This window comes from Lysobacter sp. 5GHs7-4 (assembly GCF_021284765.1).
Taxonomy (GTDB): Bacteria; Pseudomonadota; Gammaproteobacteria; order Xanthomonadales; family Xanthomonadaceae; genus Lysobacter.
On the sequence record NZ_CP089924.1, the window covers coordinates 219,680 to 235,277 of the forward strand.

A 15,598-nucleotide genomic window follows, 5' to 3' on the forward strand; every position below is an offset into this window, starting at 1 on the left:
GTGCGCTAGTCTCGTGCGGATGAACGCACCTACTCCATCCGAGCTGCTCCTACCCGACTTCCGCGACGTGCTGGCCGCGGCCGCGCGCATCGCGCCCCACGCCCACACCACGCCGGTGCTGCGCTCGCGCTCGATCGACGCGCTGGCCGGCTGCGAGCTGTACTTCAAGGCCGAACACCTGCAGCGCATCGGCGCCTTCAAGTTTCGCGGCGCCTGCAACGCGGTGTGGTCGCTGTCCGACACTGAGGCCGCGCGCGGCGTGGTCACCCATTCCTCCGGCAACCACGGCGCCGCGCTGGCGCTGGCCGCGCGCACGCGCGGCATCGCCTGCCACGTGGTGGTGCCCGAAGGCGCCGTGGCGGCGAAGCTGGCCGCGATCGACGCCTACGGCGCCACCCTGCACTACAGCGCGGCGGGCATCGACGCGCGCGAAGCCGAGTGCGCGCAGGTGCAGTCCGACACCGGCGCCGAGCTGGTGCATCCCTACACCGACGCGCGCGTGATCGCCGGCCAGGGCACGGCCGCATTGGAATTGCTGGCGGCGACGCCCGCGCTGGATGCGCTGATCGCGCCGGTCGGCGGCGGCGGCCTGGCCAGCGGCACCGCGATCGCGAGCGCGGCGGTATCGCCGTCGACGCGGTTGTACGTGGCCGAACCGTCCGGCGCCGCCGAGACGCACGCCTCGCTGCAGGCCGGTAAACGCATTACGGCGTTCGTACCGGACACGATTTGCGACGGCTTGCGCGGCACGTTGGGCGCGCCGAATTTCGCGTTGCTGCAGCGCTATGCTGTCGAGGCCCTGGTGGTCGACGACGCCGATACCGCGGCCGCGATGCGCTTGTTCCTGCAGCGCGCAAAACAAGTGCTGGAGCCCTCCGCTGCGGTCGCACTGGCCGCGGTATTCGCGAACCGTTCGCGTTTTTCCGGACAAAAAGTCGGCGTGATCCTGTCCGGCGGCAACGTAGATCCCAATGCACTCGCGACGCTGTTAGCGCACTGAACAGTACGGCCGTCGCGACGACAGGGACACGCCCCTTGTCCTGTGTTTTATTTGTGACAGCACTATCATTTTTTTGTGTATGCGGCTGTCACGCTGAAGTACGAAGCGCACCCCACGGCGTGGAATAGCAAACCGGGTGCGCGACGAAATCCAACCATTTCGTTCAAGCACGAACAACGTTTAGCCGAAGGGGTGGCTGATGGTGGATGTCGAGTTTCGGGTGGTCTCTGACCGCCGCGACGGGCTGTTGCTGGCCCTGGGCCAGACCGTGATCGCGGCGGGGTTCACTCTGCTGCGCCAGCGCATGGTGAACAGCGAGGAAGGCGTGGTCCTGACCATGGTCGTGCGCGGCCCCGAGAACGGGCTGCTCATGCTCGAGGAGCGGCTGGGCACGCATCATCTGGTCAACAGTTTCGAAGCCTCGCCGGTCGATGCCAGCGTGGCCGCCACGGTCAGCGCGCCGGCGGCGCCCGCGCCGAAAAGCCCCGCCGTCGCCTCCAACGGCGCGGCCGGCAACGGCGGCCCGGCCAAGTCCGTCGACGACGCCGCCACCGCGATGGACACGCGCCGGGTCGAGTCGCTGTTGCCGCAGCTCGCGCGCGACTATCCCAACATCTTCATCCAGCTGCTCGCGCTGGAACACGACCTGCCGCCGCCGCAACGCGAGGCGACCCTGCGCTACGTCGGCCAACGCGTGGGCACCTGGGTCTACAAGCGCGACTACGCCCTCGGCGGCCACCTCGCGCTGGCCGACGCGGTGCGCCACATCGCCTTGCCGGCGATGCGCCAACTGGTCCAGGCCGAACTCCACGAAGACACCCTGAGGGTCAAGAACAGCCCCTTCTGCCACCGCGGCGAACATGGCGCGTCCTGCCATTTCCTGCGCGGCATGCTCGGCGGCCTGTTGGGCGGCCCCCACGGCACCGAAGGAATGCGTGTCGTCGAAAGCCATTGTCGCAACACCGGCGCGGAGACTTGCTGTTTCGAGTTCCACGCCTGAGTACGCCAACCACCACGGGGGACATACCATGCCGCACGATCACGCCATTCAATGCATACATGACCCGTTGCTGGTCATGCTCTCTTATCTGGTTTCGGTGCTGGGCTCGTTCACCGCCCTGCAGCTGGCGATCGCGATCCCGGCCGCGCGCGGCGCGCAGCGCTGGCGCGCGATCTTCGCCGCGGGCGCGGCGATGGGCGGCGGCGCGATCTGGGCGATGCATTTCATCGCCATGCTGGCCTGCCAGATGCAGATTCCGGTGACCTACGACCTGAGCATCACCATCGCCTCGGCGGTGATCGCGATCGTCTCGTGCATGGCCGGCCTGGCCATCGCCAGCGCCGGCGTGTTCGGCTGGAGCAAGCTGATCGTGGCGGGCATCTTCATGGGCCTGGGCGTGACCGGCATGCATTACAGCGGCATGGCGGCGATGCGCATGCCGGCCGACATCCACTACGACACCACCCTGGTACTGGCGTCGGGCGCGATCGCGATCGTGGCCTCGATCGTGGCCCTGTGGCTGGCCTTCAACCTGCGCGGCTGGCTGCAGATGCTGGGCAGCGCGCTGGTGATGGGCGTGGCGGTGTGCGGCATGCACTACACCGGCATGCTCGCGGCCAGTTTCACGCCCAACCAGGCCGGCGCGGCCGCGCTGGCCGGCGGCATCAGCGGCGCCAACCTGGGCATGGGCATCTTCGCCGTGACCACCGCGCTGCTGGCCACGGTGCTGATCCTGAGCATGCTGCGCCAGCGCCAGCGCGCGATGGTGCAGATCTGACCGCGACGCGATCGCAGCGTCCGTCCGAAGGGCCCGCCTGCGCGGGCCCTTCGCTATTGGGGCCGGCGGCGCGGACGCGCGGACGCCGCGCCCGTGCGCATTCTTCGACCGCGCTCACGCAGCCTGCGCGCCACGCCGGTATCATCGCCGCGTCCCGCGCCCCGATGCAGCCAGGCCTCCGATGAAGATAGACGGTACCCGCAGCCACGACCGCGCCACCGAGGTGGTGCTGGCCTACTACGCCGCCTTCAACCGCGGCGACTGGGAGGGCATGCTGGTCCTGCTCTCCGACGACGTCGCCCACGACCTCAACCAGGGCGCGCGCGAAACCGGCCGCGCGGCGTTCGCGCAGTTCCTGCAGCGCATGCAGGCCAGCTACCGCGAGCAGCTGCACGACATCGTGGTGCTGGTTTCGCCCGACGGCAGCCGCGCGGCCGCCGAGTACGTGGTGCACGGCCAGTACCTGGCCAGCGACGCCGGCCTGCCGGAGGCGCGCGGACAGAAGTATGTGCTGCCCGGCGGTGCCTTCTTCGAACTGCGCGACGGCCGCATCCAGCGCGTGACCAATTACTACAACCTGCAGGATTGGATCGCGCAGGTGAGTTGAGGCGGAGGGTAGCAGCACCGGCGCGACGCAAGTTCGCGCGCGGGTCCTGTCGGGCTTAGCCAGGACTCGCGAACCGTCACGCCTGGCCGCCAATCCCGACCCGTTCCCAACCCGTTGTTCCCAACCCGTCATTCCGGCGAAAGCCGGAACCCATTTTGATTTGGGCTTCGGGAACGATGACGCATCGGATCATGAGCGACCGCAACAACGGTTCCGGCTTTCACCGGAATGACGAGGCGGTGGGCGCGGCGGCGAGGGCAACGTGTGCGTCGGTGTGAGCGATGGCGAGAGCGCAACATGCGCGGCCGTGGGAGCGACGCCGAAAGCGCACCCTGCGCGTAAGCACCGCCCAGCGACATGAGCGCGCCCGTAACCCCGCTCCGCTAGCCTGTAACGGCGTCCGCCCAAGCCCGCCCCGCATGCTCCGACTTGCCCGCACGCCCGCCTTCTGGATCGCCGCGCTGGCGCTGGTCCTGGCGCTGTGCTTCCTCGGCAGTCGCGGTATCTGGGATCCCGACGAGGGCCGCTACACCAACGTCGCCCTCAACATGCTCGACACCGGCGATTGGCTCAACCCGCGCCGCAGCCACGAGGTCGGGCACTGGACCAAGCCACCGCTGACCTACTGGGCGATCGCCTCGTCGGTGGCCGTGTTCGGCCATCACGCCTGGGCCGCGCGCCTTCCGGCGGCGCTGGCCTACCTGCTCAGCGTGTGGCTGGCGTGGCGCATCGCGCGGCGTCTGGCGCCAGGCGCGCAGGATCAGGCGGCGGCGATCTACGCCACCATGGCCTTCACCGTCGGCGCCTCGCAACTGGTCACCACCGACTACGTTCTCGCGGCCTGCACCGGTGTGGCGATGTGGGCCTACGTGGAAGCGCGCTTCGGTCCCGCGCAGGCCGCGCCCGCACGCGAACGCCTGCGCGCACGCGCGTGGATCGCGGTGATGTGGGCCGGCTTCGCGCTGGGCTTCCTCGCCAAGGGCCCGCCGGCGCTGCTGTTGTTGCTGCCTGTCCTGGCCTTCAATCTGCTCGCGCCGGGCGGCGGCTATCGCGTGCTGCAGTGGTCTGGGCTGGCGCTGTTCGTGCTGCTGGCGCTGCCCTGGTACGCGGCGGTGATCGCCAACCATCCGGGGCTGCTGCGTTACTTCATCGGCGACGAGGTGGTGAACCGCGTCACCACCAACGAGTTCGGCCGCCACGGCGAGTGGTACGGCTGGCTGGAGATCTACGTACCGACGCTGGTATTGGGCACGCTGCCGTGGACGCCGGCCTTGTGGCGCTGGCTGCGCGCCTTACCGGCGGCGCTGCGCGGTTGGCGCGAGCGCGGGCAGCGTGCGAACGAAGCGCCGGCCTTGCTGGTGGCGATCTGGCTGCTGCTGCCGCTGCTCGCGTTCTGCCTGGCGCGCTCGCGCATGCCCTTGTACCTGCTGCCGCTGTTCCTGCCGCTGGCGGTGATCGCGGCGATGCAGCGGCAGCGCGAAGGGCGCGTCCTGCCGCGCTGGCCGGCGCTGGCCGCGATCGCCGCGCTGTTGATGGCGCTGAAGCTGGCCACGGTGTACTGGCCCACGCACAAGGACGCCGCCGCCTGGGCCGATGCGATCCGTGCCCGCGCGCCCGGGCCGGTGCAGGAGGTGGTGTTCGTCGAGGACATGGCGCGTTACGGCCTGCATCTGCACCTGGACGCGGAGATCGAAAAGATCTCGCTGGATCCGACGCGCGATCCGCCGCCGTTCAATCCCGAGTTCGACGAATCGCTGGCGCAGGAACTGGCCGAACACGAGCCGGACGCGATCTGGATCTGCAAGCAGGCGATGTGGCCGCAGCTGCAGGCGCGCATCGCCGCGCTGGGCCACCACGCGATCGCGCTGGGCGCGCCTTACGAACGGCGGGTGATCTTCCGCGTCGAGTTCGCACGGCGGCTGGCGCAGCCGCCGGCGCGCTGACTCAGCCGCCGCGGTCGCTGCGCAGCTCCTGGGTGCGCCGCTCGTTGCCGGCCGCCGCGCGCGCGGCGACCAGGCTGAAGGCGACGATGCCGACCACCACGATCGCCGCACCCAACAGGCTGCGCCCCTGCGGCCAGGCCTCGCCCAGCCACAGCGCGCCGATCAGCGTGGCGAACAGGATTTCCGCGGCCTGCATCGCTTCGGCCGCAGCCAGCGCGGTGGGATCGTTGCGCACCATGCCGGTGGCCTGGAAGAACAGCACCGTCGCGATCACGCCCGCGCCCAGGGCCACGCCCGCGGCCAGCCACACCTGCCCGCTGGACGGCACGCCGGCTTCGGCGAAGGCGTATACCGCCACCGCCAGCCACAGCGGCTGGCTGGCCAGGGTCATGCCGAACACGCGCTGCGTCGCGTTCAATTCGATGCCGCTGCGCTCCAGATGCAGCAGCAGGCCGCGATTGCCCAGCGGATAGGCGAACGCCGACACCGCCACGCAGACCAGCGCGATCCAGCCCTCGCGATCCAGACGCCCGCCGCCGTGGCCGAGCTGCAGCAGCAGCACGCCGGCCACCACCACCGCGCCGGCCAGCAGCGCCGGCAACGGAATGCGCGCGCGCTGATCGCGGTACAGGAACGGCGCGCACAGCATGCCGGCGATCACGGTCAGCTGGAACGTGCCCGCGACCAGCCACGACGGTCCGCTCGCGGCCGCCCAGCTCAGGCAGACGTAGAACAGCACGAAGCCGATGCCGCTCCACAGCAGCCAGGGCCAGGGGTGCGCGCGGATCGCGCGCCACACCGGCCGCGCGCCGCCCTGCACCGGCATCACCAGCAACAGCAGCGGCAAGGTGATCAGATAGCGCAGCGACGCCGTCCACGCCCAATGCCCGCCGCCGACCGCGGCCGCACGGTTGAGCACGTAGGTGCAGGTGAAAAAGAACGCCGAGGCGAGCGCGATCGCGACCGCGGCCAGGGCGAGACGGCGTGGGGTCATGGCAGCGCTCCAGGCGCGTGCGCGTCGGGGTAGCGACGCAGGCAGTCGAGGGCGATCGCTTCGATGTCGCGCTCGGGTTCGGAATCGAAATGACGCAGATAGTCGGGATAGCGCGGCCATTCGTGCACGTTGCGCGAACCGCCGTGCACGAGCTCGTTGCGCAGCTCGAACAGCCAGGCCGCCTTGTCGGCCGCCTTGGCTAGCGCGGACACCCGGCGCACGCCGTCGACGATGCTCTCCTCGACCTTGCCGCGCACGCCGAACAGCGCGTCCAGGGCGATGAAGTAATGCAGGTAATAGGCGATGTCGTCCGAGCCCATGGCCAGATTGACGAAGCACAGCGCATTGCCCAGCCGTTGCGCGGCGTCCGCCGGCAAGGACGCGCGCGCGAGGTTCCAGGCGCGCAGGCGCGGCGCCAACAACGCGACCTCGTTCTCGTCGCCGTAGCAGGGATAGATCAGGCCCAGTCCGGACAGCTCGTAGCCGCTGCGCAGCGGACCGTGTTGCAGCAGCAGGCAGTGCTCTTGCGCCTCCTGGGCGACGCGATGGCGGCGACGATCCTCGCTCCAGAACGCGTACACCGCAGCCATGGCCTGCTGCGCATCGCGTTTGTAGCGCTGACGCACGCCTTCCTTGCTGCCCTGGTAGTCGCCGACCAGCCAGGCATGGAACCGTCCGCTACGAAAGCCGATCGTGCTGCCGGTGAGGTGGCCGCTCAGGGGATTCCATTCCGCAAGCAGGCGGCCGCCGTCCAGGGCGCGCCAATACGCCTCGTCGTCGGGCCGAACGATACGCAGGTTGGGAAAGCCGAGGTCGACGCTCGCGCCGACGATGCGGTACAGCGGATGGATGGCGATCCAGCGGCCGCTGTCGCGCAGCAGCTGCGCTTCCATCGCCGCATGCAGCCGGTCGACGGCGTCGGTCTCGGCGACGGCCAGGCGATCGAACAGGGAGCCCTCGCGCGCGGCGGGCACGCCGTCGAACACGTTCGGATCCAGGCAACGCTCCTGCAGGGTGCGGTGGATCAGCTCTACGACATGCGTCAGTTCGTGATGGCCGCGTTCGGCGCGTTCCAGATAGTGGGTCGCCAGCAGCTTGGCGTTGCGTTCGCCGCGCGGCGTGCGCCACCAGGTAACGGTCAGGTTGGGGGCGAACGGGTGCAGATCGACCGCGATGAAACCGGTCTTGCGCCCGCCTTCGGGCTTGTCGCCCAAACGAATCTCCTTGAGCAGGGACAGCCAACCGGCGCGCAGCGTACGCATGCTCAGTCGCGTCTCCGGATCGGAATTCCGGACACGGGTACCTGCACCTCGTCGACGCCGCCGACGCGGATCGGCGTGCCGGGCTGCGGGCCCCAGGCGTGCGCATACACCACTTCCCAGGTCGCGGGCAGGCGGCCGTCGGCATGGCGCAGGGCCTCGTACGCCTGCGCCGCGCGCGCGAAGCGGGCGCGGCCGGTGAGGCTGCGGCGGCGCTCGTTCATCGCATTGGTCGCGCCCAGCGTGCGCAGCTCGCGCATCAGGCTGCCCAGGTCCTCGTGCATCAGCGTGAATTCGTCGCGGTCCAGCACCGGATCCTTGAAGCCGGCCGCGATCAGCGCATCGCCGAATTGCGCGATCGAGGGAAACAGGCTGACGTGCGGCGTATTGTCGGCTTCGGCGAAGGCGCCGCGCAGTTCGAACAAGGTATCGGGGCCGAAGGTCGACACCAGCAGCAGGCCGCCGGGTTTCAGCACGCGGCGGAAACCGGCGAACACCGCCGGCAAATCCTCGACCCATTGCAGGCACAGGTTGGAATACAGCACATCGACGCTGGCATCGCGCAGCGGCAGCGCGCGCGCATCGGCGCAGACCGCGTCGGGCCGGCGCGCGCCGCCGAGGAAGCGCGGCAAACCGCCGCCGGCGTTGTGGCGGGTCTCGTGCAGCATCGGCAGGGCCAGGTCCAGCGCCAGCACCTGCGCACGCGGCCAGCGCTTCTGCATCGCGATCGCGGCGTGGCCGGGGCCGCAGCCCAGGTCGAGCACGACCTCGGGCGCGCGGTCGTCGAGGTACTCCAGGGTTTCGGACAAACGTGCGCCGACTTCGCGCTGCAGCGCGGCGGCGCCGTCGTAGCCATGCGCGGCGCGCGAAAAAGCGCGGCGTACCTGGCGGTGGTCGAACAAATCGGTCATCGGTAAGGCTTTCGATTGCACGCGGCGGTCATGGGCACGACCGCCGCGCTGTGGGGGAATCAGGTAGTGGAACTCGACGGACCTGCCGGCGGCAGAGCAGAGGCGAATGCGTCGACCAGCTGCGCGACCTGTTCGGCTGCGCTCAAGAACGGCGCATGCCCGGCGCGGTCCAGCACCACGCTGCGCCCACCGGGCGCCAGCGCGGCCGCGGCCGGCATCGCGCCCGCGGGCACCAGCCGGTCGCGCCTGCCGGAGATCCACAGACTGGGCACGGCCAGACGCGGCAACTCGGCGCGCGCGTCGATCGTGTCCAACAGGCGCAGGCCTTCCTGCAGTGCGTGTTCGGCCGGCTCGCCGCGTTCGAAGGCCTGGCTGCGCAGCTTGCGCAGCTCGTCCTGCGCACTGGGCGATCCCAGTGCCTCCAGGGCCAGGAAGCCTTCCAGCGTGCCGCGGAAATCGCGCTGCAAGGCCTCGCCGAAATCACGGAACAGACTCGGCGATACGCCGTGCGGCCAGTCCTCGCCGGTCACGAAGCGCGGCGAGGACGCGATCATCACCAGCCCGCGCACCCGCCGCGGATGATCGAGCGCGGCACGCAGCGCGAACTGCCCGCCCAGCGACCAACCCAGCCACACCGCATCGGGCACGCGCGCGACCAGTTCGTTGGCCAGCGGCGCGGGATCCAGCGGCGTGTCGTCGTCGCGCGCGTAACCGTGACCGGGCAGATCGATCAGGTGCAGCGTGTAGTCGTCGGCCAGGCGCTCGACCAGCGGCGCGAACAAGCCGCCGTGCATGGCCCAGCCGTGGATCAGCGCCAGCGCCGGGCCGCTGCCTAGGGTTTGCACGTGCATCCCGCCGTCCTCAGCGCGCGTCGGCCGGGCGCCGCAGCGCGGCCAGCGCCGCGACCGCGTCGGCGGCGCGGTCGGCCGGCACCAGCAGATGATCGTGATGGAAGCCCGCCAGCACGTTGCAGGCGATGCCGTCTTCGGCCAGCGCGGCCGATACTGCCGCGGTCAAGCCGACCGCGTCCAAGGCCGAATGCACGCACAGACTCAGCCAGGCGGCGACGAAGCCATAGGTCAGGCCGCGCGCATCGGCGTCGGCGCGCGCGAGCACGTAGCTGATGCCCTCGTCCTCGCGCACGCTGGCGTGGGCCAGCGCGGCCAGTTCGGCATCGGCCTGCGCGCAGGCGACGAACACGTAGTCGCCCACGCGCCGTTGCACGTCCAGGCTGGCCAGCATCAGCGCCAGATCGCGCTCGGCGACCGGCGGCGCGGCGGACGCCGCGGTCATGGTGTGGGCGTGGCGCGCAGCTCGGCGGCGGCGGGCGCGGGCGCGCGGCCCAGGCCGACGCGCTCGGCGGCGCGCGCGAAAGCTTCGATCAGGCCGTCGACGTCGTTCGGCGTGTGCAGGGCCGACAGCGTCACGCGCAGGCGCGCGCGGCCCTCGGGCACGGTCGGCGGACGGATCGCCGCGACCCAGTAGCCGCTTTCCTCCAGCGAACGCGCCATCGCGATCGCGCGCGCGTCGTCGCCGCAGATCACCGGCTGGATCGGCGTGCTCGAAGGCGGCAGTTCCAAGCCCAGCTTGCGCGCGCCCTCGCGGAAGCGCTGGGTCAGCTCGACCAGCTTCTCGCGCCGCCAATGTTCGTGGCGCGCCAGCTTGACCGCGGCCAGCGTCGCCGCGGCCTGGGCCGGCGGCAAGGCGGTGGTGTAGATGTGGCTGCGCGCGGTTTCGGCCAGATGGCCGATCAGGTCGGCGTCGCCGTGCAAGGCGGCGCCGTAGCTGCCTAGCGCCTTGCCGAAGGTCGCCAGCTGCAGCGGGACTTCGCGTACCGACAGTTTCACCGAGGCCACCGAACCGCGGCCCTCGGGGCCGATGACGCCCACGCCGTGCGCGTCGTCGATGTACAGCAGCGCTTTTTGCGCGCGCGAGATCAGCGCCAGGTCGCGCAGCGGCGCGAGGTCGCCGTCCATGCTGAAGACGCCGTCGCTGATCAGCATGGCCATGCCTTCGGGCACGCTGCGCAGCTGGCGGATCGCGCCCTCGGCGTCGGCGTGCGGATAGCGACGCAGGCGGCAGCCGGCCAGGCGCGCGGCGTCGATCAGACTGGCGTGGTTGAGCCGGTCCTGGACGCAGACGTCGTCCTCGCCCAGCAGGCCCTGCACCGCGGCCAGATTGGCCATGAAACCGCTGCCGAACAGCAGCGCGCGCGGCGAGCCCAGCCAGTCGGCGATCTCGCGCTCCAACGCTTCGTGGATCGCGTGGTGGCCGCAGACCAAATGCGAGGCGACGCCGCCGGCGCCCTCGCGCGAGGCCGCGTCCTGCAGCGCGCCGACCACGGCGAAGTGCTGCGACAGGCCCAGGTAATCGTTACCGCAGAAGTTGAGCAGCTTGCGGCCGTCGACTTCGCAGCGCGCACCGTCGCGATGGGTGACCTTGCGCATGACGCGGGTGCGCGAGGTCGCCTCGCGCTGTTCGCGCGCGGCGGCGATGCGTTCGGGCCATTGCGCTCGGTGCATGATGGTCAGGCCGCGCAGGAGTGGGAGGGCACCGCATCGGTTTCGACGATGTCGGCGTGTACGGTGGCCGATTCTTCCACGATTTGCATCGGCCGCAGACCCAGGCGCTCGAACAGCGCCAGATCGCGCTCGGTGTCCGGGTTGCCCGTGGTGAGCAGCTTCTCACCATAGAAGATCGAATTGGCGCCGGCCAGGAAGCACAGGGCCTGCAGCTCGTCGGACATGCTCTCGCGGCCGGCCGACAGGCGCACCATCGAGCGCGGCATCAGCAGGCGGGCGACGGCGATGGTGCGCACGAACTCGAACGGGTCCAGCTCGGCGGTGCCGGCCAGGGGGGTGCCCTCGACCTGGACCAGGCGGTTGATCGGCACCGAATCCGGGTGCGCGGGCAGGTTGGCCAGGGTCTGCAGCAGGCCGGCGCGCTGGCTGCGCGACTCGCCCATGCCGACGATGCCGCCGCAGCAGGTCTTCATGCCCACGTCGCGCACGTGCGCCAGCGTGTCCAGGCGGTCCTGGAACTCGCGGGTGTGGACGATCTCGTTGTAGAACTCCGGCGCGGTGTCCAGGTTGTGGTTGTAGTAGTCCAGGCCGGCCGCCTTCAGCGACTTGGCCTGATCGCCCGACAACATGCCCAGGGTGGCGCAGGTCTCCAGGCCCAGCGCCTTCACCTCGCGGATCATCGCCGCGACCTTCGGGATGTCGCGGTCCTTGGGCGAACGCCAGGCCGCGCCCATGCAGAAGCGCGAGGCGCCGGCGGCCTTGGCCTGCTTGGCCTTTTCCAGCACCGCCTCGGTGCTCATCAGCTTGGTCGCGTCGACGCCGGTGTGGTAACGCGCGGCCTGCGGGCAGTAGCTGCAGTCCTCGGGGCAGCCGCCGGTCTTGACCGACAACAGGGTGCTGACCTGGACCTCGGTGGCGTCGAAGTGCTCGCGGTGGGCGCTGGCGGCGCGGTGCAGCAGTTCCGGGAACGGCAGATCGAACAGCGCGCGCACCTCGGTGCGCGACCAGTCGTGGCGCAGCGCCCGGGGGGGCGAAACGGCCGACTCGGCGACGGGGACTTTACTGACGACGGACATGGCGGTTTTCCGACAGACGAGGCGGGGCAGGAGCGGCAGTCTGGAAAGCATGGACGGCGCTGTCAACCAAACCCCCTTCCCCGCGGTTGACGGCCGCCTGGCCCGGCTCGCTCATGGACTGTGGCCGCCGCGCTGCCTGGTCTGCGGCGAACGCGGCGCCGGCGGCCGCGACCTGTGCCGGCACTGCCAGCGCGCCCTGCCCTGGAACCATTGCGCCTGCCCGCGCTGCGCACTGCCCCTGGCCGTGCCGGCCGCCGCCTGCGGGCGCTGCCTCAAGCGGCCGCCGCCGCTGGACGCAGTCCGTGCCGCCTTCGTCTACGGCACGCCGCTGGACCGCCTGCTGCCGCGGCTGAAGTTCCACGACGACCTCGCCGCCGGCCGTCTGCTCGCGGCGCTGATGCTGGACGACCCGGGGCGCCCGCTGACGGCTCCGGCGTCGGACGACCCGCAGCGCGCGCCGATGGCTTCGCCGCCGGAACAACCACCGCATCCGCGCGCGTGGCCACTCTCCGCCGATCCGCCACGCATCGCCGCGCCGCCCGGCGACGCGTGCCCCAGCTCGACCGTACTGATCGCGGTGCCCCTGTCTCGCGCGCGGCTGCGTCAGCGCGGCTACGACCAGGCGCGCGAACTGGCCCGTCCGCTGGCGCGGGCCCTGAGCCTGCCGCTGTTGGACGATGCGCTGCGACGGCTGCGCGACACCGCGCCGCAATCCAGCCTCGACGGGCTGGCGCGCCGGCGCAACCTGCGCGGCGCCTTCGCTGCCGCCTTCCCCACCGCGCCGCCCGCGCGCGTGCTGCTGATCGACGATGTGATGACCACCGGCGCGACCCTGCACGCGGCCGCCACCGCCCTGCGCCGCGCCGGCGTGCATCGAGTGGAGGCCTGGGTATGCGCGCGCGTGCCGTGAGCGAGCGCAAATGCAATGCAGGGCGGGCCTTACGACACGGCGCCGCTCTCTTCGCCCATGACCTCCCCCTATGGAAAAGGGGGATTGAGGGAGATTTGCGCCTGCTCCTCGCCTTTGCAGGAAAAGCCCTGGTTCGACTGCTCAACGCGCTAACGAACTCGACGCTCCATGCGCCGCCCGCACTCCGCCCTTCACCGCCGCTGCTACGGCATCACCGGCGGCTGATAGCTCAAGGTCAGCCCCAACGCCCACAGCAGCCCCAGCACCAGCGGGATGTGCACCAGCAGTTGCACGAAGGTGAAGCCGACGATGTCGCGCGCCTTCAGGCCCAGCACGCCCAGCAGCGGCAGCATCCAGAACGGATTGATCAGGTTCGGCAAGGCTTCGGCCGCGTTGTAGATCTGCACCGCCCAGCCCAGATGCACCTTCAGGTCGATCGCCGCCTGCATCACGTAAGGCGCCTCGATGATCCATTTGCCGCCGCCGGAGGGCACGAAGAAGCCCAGCACCGCCGAGTACGCGCCCATGACCAGCGCGAAGGTATCGGCGCTGGCGATGTGCACGAACACGCTGGACAGGTGGTGCGCGAGGGTTTCGCCGCCATGGCCCGGCGCCGAAGTCAGCAACGCCGCGATGCCGCCGTACAGCGGAAACTGGATCAGCACGCCGGTGGTGCTGGGCACCGCGCGCGCGACCGCGTCCAGGAAACTGCGCGGGCGCCAATGCAGCAACAGGCCCAAGGTGAGGAACAGGAAGTTGTAGGTGTTGAGACTGGCGATCGCGGTCACCGCCGGCTTGCTGGCGAACTCATAAACCAACCAGCCCAGGCCCAACGCCGCCAGCGCCAGGGTGATCAGCGGGCTGTACTCCAGCCACTCGCCCGGGCGCGTGCGCGGCGGCAAGGTCGGCGTGGCCTGGCGTTGGTCGGCGCCGAACTCGCTGGCACGCCGCACCGAGTCGCCGCGCGGCGCGGTCACGTAGCACACCAGCAGCGACACGCCGATCAGGGCAGCGGTCAAAACGATCGATTGCCACAGGAAGATGGTCTGCCCGAACGGAATCACCCCGGTGATCGCCAGCAAGGCCGGCGGCATGCTGGCCGGATTGGCCTGCAGCTGCGCCGCCGAGGAGCTCAGCCCCATCGCCCATACCGCCCCCAGGCCCAGGTAGGCCGCCGCGCCGGCGGCGCGGTAGTCCATGTCCAGATCCTCGCGCCGCGCCAGCGCGCGCACCAGCAGGCCGCCGAACACCAGCGAGAAACCCCAGCTCAGCAGCGAGGTCAGCATGCTCAACAACCCGACGTAGCAGATCGCCCCGCGGCCGCTGCGCGGTACCCGCGCCAGCGCATCGATCAGCCGCGCCACCGCCGGCGCGGTCGCCACCACATAACCGCCGATCACCACGAACGCCATCTGCATGGTGAAGGGGATCAAACTCCAGTAGCCCTCGCCGAACGCCCCGACCGTGGCCTTGGGCGTGGCGCCGAACCCCAACGCCGCCACCGCCACCACGATCACCGCCAGCGCCGCGAACACATAGGCGTCGGGAAACCAGCGCTCGGCCCAGGCCGCGCTGCGCAGGGCGAAGCGCGCGAGCGGACCGTCGCTGACGGCGGGTCGGGAAGGCGGGGTCGCATTCATGGGCACGGGTTCCTCTGGGCAGCGGCATCATGGTCGGCCACGCGCAGCGCGGCGCCAGTAGCACTTTAGTCGCAGCGCAGCGGCGCATGCGGCCGGCCGTGGCGGCGATCCTTACCGCAAGCGCGAGCGCCGCCACGCTTTCGCGCGGGACGCGTGGCGGTTCGTCTGCGCCGGCTGTGTGGTTGCGGCCAGACACCTGCGGGCACACGAACGGGCCGACGTCGCCGATGTCGGCGAACCGTTCGCACCCACGGCCGCCGTCCCGTCCTGCCTGTCCGGGTCGACGGCCGCCGTTCGCGGCGCGGCGGCGCGGCAGTCTCATCCGCTGCGACACCGGACGGCTACGGTCTAAGCCCCCGCCACACCGAGGCATCGCGTTGAAGACCCAGTACTACGCCGCCTCCAGCCTCGATGGCTTCCTCGCCACGCAGGACGACTCGCTGGACTGGCTGTTCCCGCTAGGCGACATCGGCCAGACCAGCTATCCCGCCTTCATCGCGGAAGTGGGCGCGATCGCGATGGGCTCGGCCACCTACGAATGGATCCTGCGCAACGCCTCGACCGTGTCGGCGCAGACCGGCTCGGCTTGGCCTTACGCCCAGCCCACCTGGGTCTTCACCCGCCGCGCGCTGCCGCGCATCGACGGCGCACGCGTGTCGTTCGCGCAGGGCGATGTGCGATCGGTCCATCGGCAGATGCAGGCCGCGGCCGAGGGCAAGAACGTGTGGGTGATGGGCGGCGGCGATCTCGCCGGCCAGTTCCACGATGCCGGCCTGCTGGACGAAATCGTCGTCCAGATCGGCTCGGTCACCCTGGGCGAAGGCAAGCCCTTATTCCCACGGCGGGTGCTGAGCCCCGGGTTGAGTCTGGTCTCGGTCGCCCAGGTGGGCACGGGATTCGCCGAGCTGACCTACAAGGTGGCGGCGCCCGATCGCTGAATCGGTGCACGCCCGGTTCG

15 protein-coding genes are annotated in these 15,598 nt (G+C 70.5%); 7 read left to right on the forward strand and 8 right to left on the reverse strand.

The features are described from left to right. The first annotated feature begins 19 nt into the window (after positions 1–19). The 5 genes from LVB77_RS00865 to LVB77_RS00885 all read left to right on the forward strand — a co-directional run bounded on the left by LVB77_RS00865 (position 20) and on the right by LVB77_RS00885 (position 5,328). Positions 20–1,000, forward strand: a complete 981-nt coding sequence (locus LVB77_RS00865; RefSeq protein WP_232908342.1) for a threonine/serine dehydratase — start codon at positions 20–22, stop codon at positions 998–1,000. Positions 1,001–1,199: 199 nt separating this feature from the next. Continuing rightward, on the forward strand, positions 1,200–2,000 hold the full coding sequence (locus LVB77_RS00870) for a hypothetical protein (RefSeq protein WP_232908343.1): 801 nt from the start codon (positions 1,200–1,202) through the stop codon (positions 1,998–2,000). 76 nt (positions 2,001–2,076) lie between these two features. After that, positions 2,077–2,778: an MHYT domain-containing protein gene (locus LVB77_RS00875; RefSeq protein ID WP_232908344.1), complete on the forward strand. Its 702-nt coding sequence runs from the start codon at positions 2,077–2,079 to the stop codon at positions 2,776–2,778. 181 nt (positions 2,779–2,959) lie between these two features. Beyond that, complete coding sequence (locus tag LVB77_RS00880) at positions 2,960–3,385, forward strand: ketosteroid isomerase-related protein (RefSeq protein ID WP_232908345.1); 426 nt, start codon at positions 2,960–2,962, stop codon at positions 3,383–3,385. A gap of 419 nt (positions 3,386–3,804) precedes the next feature. After that, complete coding sequence (locus tag LVB77_RS00885; RefSeq protein ID WP_232908346.1) at positions 3,805–5,328, forward strand: glycosyltransferase family 39 protein; 1,524 nt, start codon at positions 3,805–3,807, stop codon at positions 5,326–5,328. Position 5,329: 1 nt separating this feature from the next. Here the strand turns inward: LVB77_RS00885 and LVB77_RS00890 are convergent, their stop codons facing one another. The 7 genes from LVB77_RS00890 to bioB are packed head-to-tail and all read right to left on the reverse strand — an operon-like array spanning position 5,330 to position 12,090. Further along, the gene (locus LVB77_RS00890) at positions 5,330–6,322 is read right to left on the reverse strand and encodes a multidrug resistance efflux transporter family protein (protein ID WP_232908347.1); all 993 of its coding nucleotides are present in this window, start codon (positions 6,320–6,322) and stop codon (positions 5,330–5,332) included. After that, positions 6,319–7,584 carry a hypothetical protein gene (locus LVB77_RS00895; protein WP_232908348.1) on the reverse strand — a complete coding sequence of 422 codons (1,266 nt, stop codon included), beginning with the start codon at positions 7,582–7,584 and terminating at the stop codon, positions 6,319–6,321. The genes LVB77_RS00890 and LVB77_RS00895 overlap by 4 nt, the downstream gene beginning before the upstream one ends. Positions 7,585–7,586: 2 nt before the next feature. Then, positions 7,587–8,492, reverse strand: coding sequence for a malonyl-ACP O-methyltransferase BioC (gene bioC / locus LVB77_RS00900; RefSeq protein ID WP_232908349.1), 906 nt, complete (start codon positions 8,490–8,492; stop codon positions 7,587–7,589). Positions 8,493–8,551: 59 nt separating this feature from the next. Beyond that, positions 8,552–9,343 (reverse strand): pimeloyl-ACP methyl ester esterase BioH, encoded by a 792-nt coding sequence (bioH, locus tag LVB77_RS00905; protein ID WP_232908350.1) that lies wholly within the window; start codon positions 9,341–9,343, stop codon positions 8,552–8,554. Between the two features lie 10 nt (positions 9,344–9,353). Further along, positions 9,354–9,785, reverse strand: a complete 432-nt coding sequence (locus tag LVB77_RS00910; protein ID WP_232908351.1) for an ACT domain-containing protein — start codon at positions 9,783–9,785, stop codon at positions 9,354–9,356. Then, entirely contained in the window at positions 9,782–11,014 is a 1,233-nt protein-coding gene (gene bioF / locus LVB77_RS00915; protein WP_232908352.1) for an 8-amino-7-oxononanoate synthase, read from the reverse strand. Before bioF ends, LVB77_RS00910 begins: the two co-directional genes overlap by 4 nt. Before the next feature lie 5 nt (positions 11,015–11,019). After that, on the reverse strand, positions 11,020–12,090 hold the full coding sequence (gene bioB, locus LVB77_RS00920; RefSeq protein ID WP_232908353.1) for a biotin synthase BioB: 1,071 nt from the start codon (positions 12,088–12,090) through the stop codon (positions 11,020–11,022). Positions 12,091–12,139: 49 nt separating this feature from the next. On the opposite strand from bioB, the gene LVB77_RS00925 reads away from it, so the two are divergent. Beyond that, on the forward strand, positions 12,140–13,000 hold the full coding sequence (locus LVB77_RS00925) for a double zinc ribbon domain-containing protein (RefSeq protein ID WP_232908354.1): 861 nt from the start codon (positions 12,140–12,142) through the stop codon (positions 12,998–13,000). Between the two features lie 203 nt (positions 13,001–13,203). On the opposite strand, the gene LVB77_RS00930 is transcribed toward LVB77_RS00925, so the two are convergent. Further along, positions 13,204–14,640 carry a TIGR00366 family protein gene (locus LVB77_RS00930; protein ID WP_232908355.1) on the reverse strand — a complete coding sequence of 479 codons (1,437 nt, stop codon included), beginning with the start codon at positions 14,638–14,640 and terminating at the stop codon, positions 13,204–13,206. Between the two features lie 377 nt (positions 14,641–15,017). Between LVB77_RS00930 and LVB77_RS00935 the strand changes: the two genes are divergently transcribed. Beyond that, a complete protein-coding gene (locus tag LVB77_RS00935; RefSeq protein ID WP_232908356.1) occupies positions 15,018–15,578 on the forward strand; it encodes a dihydrofolate reductase family protein in 561 nt (186 codons plus the stop codon). Positions 15,579–15,598 lie beyond the last annotated feature (20 nt).

Bases quoted from the DNA above. Each gene is read 5' to 3' on its own strand.
- LVB77_RS00865 (WP_232908342.1), top strand. From the start codon at position 20: ATGAACGCACCTACTCCATCCGAGCTGCTCCTACCCGACTTCCGCGAC.
- LVB77_RS00870 (WP_232908343.1), top strand. From the start codon at position 1,200: ATGGTGGATGTCGAGTTTCGGGTGGTCTCTGACCGCCGCGACGGGCTG.
- LVB77_RS00875 (WP_232908344.1), top strand. From the start codon at position 2,077: ATGCTCTCTTATCTGGTTTCGGTGCTGGGCTCGTTCACCGCCCTGCAG.
- LVB77_RS00880 (WP_232908345.1), top strand. From the start codon at position 2,960: ATGAAGATAGACGGTACCCGCAGCCACGACCGCGCCACCGAGGTGGTG.
- LVB77_RS00885 (WP_232908346.1), top strand. From the start codon at position 3,805: ATGCTCCGACTTGCCCGCACGCCCGCCTTCTGGATCGCCGCGCTGGCG.
- LVB77_RS00890 (WP_232908347.1), bottom strand. From the start codon at position 6,322: ATGACCCCACGCCGTCTCGCCCTGGCCGCGGTCGCGATCGCGCTCGCC.
- LVB77_RS00895 (WP_232908348.1), bottom strand. From the start codon at position 7,584: ATGCGTACGCTGCGCGCCGGTTGGCTGTCCCTGCTCAAGGAGATTCGT.
- bioC (WP_232908349.1), bottom strand. From the start codon at position 8,492: ATGACCGATTTGTTCGACCACCGCCAGGTACGCCGCGCTTTTTCGCGC.
- bioH (WP_232908350.1), bottom strand. From the start codon at position 9,343: ATGCACGTGCAAACCCTAGGCAGCGGCCCGGCGCTGGCGCTGATCCAC.
- LVB77_RS00910 (WP_232908351.1), bottom strand. From the start codon at position 9,785: ATGACCGCGGCGTCCGCCGCGCCGCCGGTCGCCGAGCGCGATCTGGCG.
- bioF (WP_232908352.1), bottom strand. From the start codon at position 11,014: ATGCACCGAGCGCAATGGCCCGAACGCATCGCCGCCGCGCGCGAACAG.
- bioB (WP_232908353.1), bottom strand. From the start codon at position 12,090: ATGTCCGTCGTCAGTAAAGTCCCCGTCGCCGAGTCGGCCGTTTCGCCC.
- LVB77_RS00925 (WP_232908354.1), top strand. From the start codon at position 12,140: ATGGACGGCGCTGTCAACCAAACCCCCTTCCCCGCGGTTGACGGCCGC.
- LVB77_RS00930 (WP_232908355.1), bottom strand. From the start codon at position 14,640: ATGAATGCGACCCCGCCTTCCCGACCCGCCGTCAGCGACGGTCCGCTC.